This window comes from Endozoicomonas atrinae, from assembly GCF_001647025.1.
GTDB lineage: Bacteria > Pseudomonadota > Gammaproteobacteria > Pseudomonadales > Endozoicomonadaceae > Endozoicomonas > Endozoicomonas atrinae.
The window spans coordinates 1-3,922 of the sequence record NZ_LUKQ02000377.1 but is presented as its reverse complement, the minus strand read 5'-3'; the positions used below and the strand labels follow the sequence as shown (position 1 = coordinate 3,922).

At 55.2% G+C, this 3,922-nt stretch carries 6 protein-coding genes; all 6 read left to right on the top strand.

The features are described from left to right. Window positions 1-367: 367 nt before the first annotated feature. On the top strand, window positions 368-835 hold the full coding sequence (locus AK963_RS26475; RefSeq protein ID WP_202969876.1) for a M15 family metallopeptidase domain-containing protein: 468 nt from the start codon (window positions 368-370) through the stop codon (window positions 833-835). Further along, the gene (locus AK963_RS26470) at window positions 828-1,235 is read left to right on the top strand and encodes a 3TM-type holin (protein ID WP_066018347.1); all 408 of its coding nucleotides are present in this window, start codon (window positions 828-830) and stop codon (window positions 1,233-1,235) included. The genes AK963_RS26475 and AK963_RS26470 overlap by 8 nt, the downstream gene beginning before the upstream one ends. A 2-nt stretch (window positions 1,236-1,237) precedes the next feature. Next, window positions 1,238-1,486, top strand: a complete 249-nt coding sequence (locus AK963_RS26465) for a hypothetical protein (RefSeq protein ID WP_066018346.1) — start codon at window positions 1,238-1,240, stop codon at window positions 1,484-1,486. A gap of 2 nt (window positions 1,487-1,488) precedes the next feature. Continuing rightward, on the top strand, window positions 1,489-1,869 hold the full coding sequence (locus AK963_RS26460; RefSeq protein ID WP_066018345.1) for a helix-turn-helix domain-containing protein: 381 nt from the start codon (window positions 1,489-1,491) through the stop codon (window positions 1,867-1,869). Then, the gene (locus AK963_RS26455) at window positions 1,821-3,449 is read left to right on the top strand and encodes a terminase large subunit (protein ID WP_066018344.1); all 1,629 of its coding nucleotides are present in this window, start codon (window positions 1,821-1,823) and stop codon (window positions 3,447-3,449) included. The genes AK963_RS26460 and AK963_RS26455 overlap by 49 nt, the downstream gene beginning before the upstream one ends. 109 nt (window positions 3,450-3,558) lie before the next feature. Beyond that, a partial coding sequence (locus tag AK963_RS26450) for a hypothetical protein (protein WP_202969875.1) occupies window positions 3,559-3,922 on the top strand: 364 nt, incomplete at its 3' end.

The following is a 3,922-nucleotide window of genomic DNA, read 5'->3' as shown; positions in this document are numbered from 1 at the left end:
ATCAGAACCTGATGCACAGAGTTTTTGAGAAGTTAGGCTTGGCAATGAATGACGAAAAAGTCATGAATACTTATGAGGAGCTAAGTAGCTATGGTGCTATCGCTGCATAATAGTGTCCGGAGTATTGATAAATGACGGATATATAAAATTGGGAGCATTTAATAAAAACTTATATGAATAAGTCCGCATAAGTGAGGGAGCAATAGTACCAAAAGAATTTGACTCAAAGTGAGAGTAAAAGTACGGTAAAAGCACATGCTGGGAAATTACTCGGTCACTCAACCATTCCCAGCTTGAATCCTTCTCAAAGAACCCGCACGGACGCGGGTTTTTTTATGTCCAGGGATGGACGGTACCCTGAAAATGCATGGAGCAATTTTCAGGGTATGCCGGTTATCAAATCACTTCCCAAGCTACACCACTAAAAAAAAGGGACACCATGTACCGCTTTTCCGCTTCGTCCAAACGGCATCTGGCCAGTTGCGATGAACGGCTTCAGCGTGTCTTCAACAAAGTGATCCGGCACTACGACTGCACCATCATCTGTGGCCATCGGGGCAAGGCAGCCCAGACGCTGGCCTATGAGGGCGGCAAGTCCCAAGTACAGTGGCCCAACAGCAAGCACAACAGTCTGCCCAGCAGGGCGGTGGATGTGATGCCCTTTCCGCTGGACTGGTTCGACTACCAGCGAGCTGCCCACTTTGCCGGGTATGTGCTCGGCATTGCCGAGGGCATGGGTATCAAACTGCGCTGGGGCGGTGACTGGGACAGGGACGGCGAAATGACCGACCACCAATTCATTGATTACCCACATTTCGAGCTGATGGATGATTAACCTTAACCCTATGGCAGGGATCGCCAAGGCGTTGATGGGGGGACTCGACAGTCTGTTTACCTCCGATGAGGAACGGGCTAAGGCAGAGCTCTCGCTCAATCAACAATTACAACAGCCTCACATATTGCAGGCACTGGCCAACATCGAGGAAGCAAAGCACCCCAGTGTGTTTGTCTCCGGCTGGCGGCCTGCCCTTGGGTGGTTGTGTGTTTTCATTTTGGCGTGGACGTGGATTGTCCGTGACCTGATCATCATCGGGCTGAATCTGGCGGATCGCGCCGACATTGCCAGCCAGTTGCCTGCGGCTGACACCAGTACGGTGATTACTTTGTTGCTTTGCCTATTGGGATTGGGGGGAGCGCGAACGGTGGAGAAACTGAAGGGCGTTGCCCGGAGGTAGCCATGGCCGACGAAGATCGCTTTAACCGGATTGAAGAAAAGCTCGATGGGATCACCCAGATACTCCAGACGCTGGCCAAGCACGACGAGCGAATGGTCAACCTGGCACTGCGGGAGCAACGCAGCGAGGAACGGCTGGACACCATCGAGAAGGCCGTGCAGAAAAACTCCGTGATCACCTCGGTGGCGCAGTGGGTGGCGATGACCGTCACTGCTGGTCTGATCGCCTACGCATTCAGGCACCTTATTTAGTCATGGCATTTCCCAGTAAATACAAACCAGCCATGTGTCAGCAGGTGAAAGACCTGATGGCCGAAGGCATGAGTCGCAAGGCCACTGCCGTGGAACTCGGCATCAGCTACAAGACGTTCCTGTCCTACATCGACAGGCATGAAGACTTTGCCGCTGCCGTGGAGCAGGGGGATGTGCTGGCTGAAGCCTGGTGGGAAGACAAGTACATCAGGGGCGCACTGGGTCAGGCCGAGGTGCAGCCTGCCATGATGATCATGTACATGAAGAACCGGTTCAAGTGGCGGGACAAGCTGGAGCAGACCGTCATCAAGGACGAACTGGAAACGGTGGACGAATGGCTGGCAGCAAGGGACAGCGAAGCCGACAGCGAAGACGAGGACTGACCGGCAGAGAGAAGCTGCTGTTTGATTTCCGATACTTTGCCAGCCTCTGCCTGAAGATCAGAACCAAGTCGGCCAAAGTGGTTCCCCTGAAACTGAACGCAGCCCAGAAGTACCTGCACAAACGGATCAACCAGCAGCTCAAGCGCACCGGCAAGGTTCGGATCGTGGTGCTGAAAGGTCGGCAACAGGGATGCAGCACGTACACCGAAGCCCGGTTTTACTGGAAGGTTAGCAACCAGAAAGGACTGCGAGCCTATATCCTGACCCACGAAGCGGACGCCACGGCCAACCTGTTCGATATGGTGCTGCGCTACCACGAAAACCTGCCTGCCTTTGCCCAGAAGACACTGAGTAACAAGAGTGCCAAGCAGATGGACTTTATCCATGACTCCGGTTATCGGGTGGGTACTGCAGGCAACCGGGGTGCGGGGCGGTCCAGTACTGCCCAACTATTCCACGGCTCAGAGGTGGCTTTCTGGCCCAGCGCGGACGAACACCTGGCCGGTGTGTTACAGGCGGTGCCCAATGAAGACGACACTGAAGTCATCCTTGAAAGCACTGCTAACGGGGTTGGTGGTGTTTTTTATGATTACGTTATGGACGCTGCTGCTGGCCGTGGCGATTTTGAACTGGTGTTTATCCCGTGGTTTTGGCAAGAGGAATACCAGGCAAAAGTTCCGGCAGGCTTCACGCCCGATGATGACGAAAGATTTCTGAAGCAGACCTACCATCTGAGCGATGAACAGCTCCAGTGGCGCAGGCAGAAGATTTACGAGCTGAAGTCAGAAGACAAGTTCAAACAGGAATACCCCTGCAATGTGGAGGAAGCGTTCCTGTTCTCCGGCAGGCCGGTGTTTGATCCCAAGCACACCGAGTCGGCCAAGGTCGAGTGTTACGCCCCGAAGCAGTCCATCGAGCTGACCATCAACGGCGTGAACCGTAACAAGACGGGACTGCTGCAAGTCTGGGAGTTCCCGAAGACCGGCACCCAGTACGTGATCGGCTGCGATGTGGCGGAAGGGTTGGCACCGGTCAATGACCAGCACAAGCACGGTGATTACTCAACCATCGACGTGTGTGACCGTGACGGCTATCAGGTGGCGCACTGGCATGGGCATGTAGCACCGGACGATCTGGGCAAGATGCTGGACAAGCTGGGCCGGTTCTACAACGGCGCTTTGATCGGCGTGGAGCGCAACAACCACGGCCTGACCACTGTCACCAAGCTGAAAGACCTGAAGTACCCCAATCTGTACATGGAAACCACCGTTGACCAGCGAAGCCAGAAGCGCACCAAACGACTCGGCTGGCAGACCACCACGAAATCCAAGCCCCTGATGATCGACCACCTGGCAGCACTGCTGCGGGATGGCGAGTCGGGTATCTGCAACAAGGACACCATTGCCGAGTGCCAGACCTACGTCATTGAAGACAACGGGGCGACCAATGCGCAGGAAGGCTGCTTCGATGACCGGGTGATCAGTTACGCGATTGCCCAGCAGATGGTGCTGAAGCTGCCACGGCAGAAGATCAACATTAACGAGCTGAAGTATCGGGCTCCCGGCAAGTCGGCTTACTGATGGAACACAGAATCATACTTTTCACCCAGCGGGTGGTGGGGGACTACCCCGCCATCATGGCTGGCCATCGCCTTGAATGGCAGCGACGCAGAGGCAAGAAGGTCAGGTAATGGAACACGGACTGGTGATGGTCGCTACCCCGGACGAGGTGACTCAGGACGAGCTGGATGCGGCTCTGGACAATGAGCGTCGTGAGCAGGCCGTGCGGGATGCCTTTGCCGCTGACCTGCAAAGCCGCTGGCAGGGATACCGGGAAGCCCGGCGGGAAGTGGAAGACGAGTGGCTGGAAGCACTCCGGGCAGTAAAGGGTGAGTACGGTCCCGAGCAGGAAAAGGTGATGGAAGAACAGCAGGCGTTAAGCCGGGTGTTTATCAAGATCACCGCCACCAAGGTCAATGCCGCTTATTCTCGACTGGTGGATCTGCTGTTTCAAAACGTGGACAGTTTCTGGGATATTGTGCCCAGCCCAATGG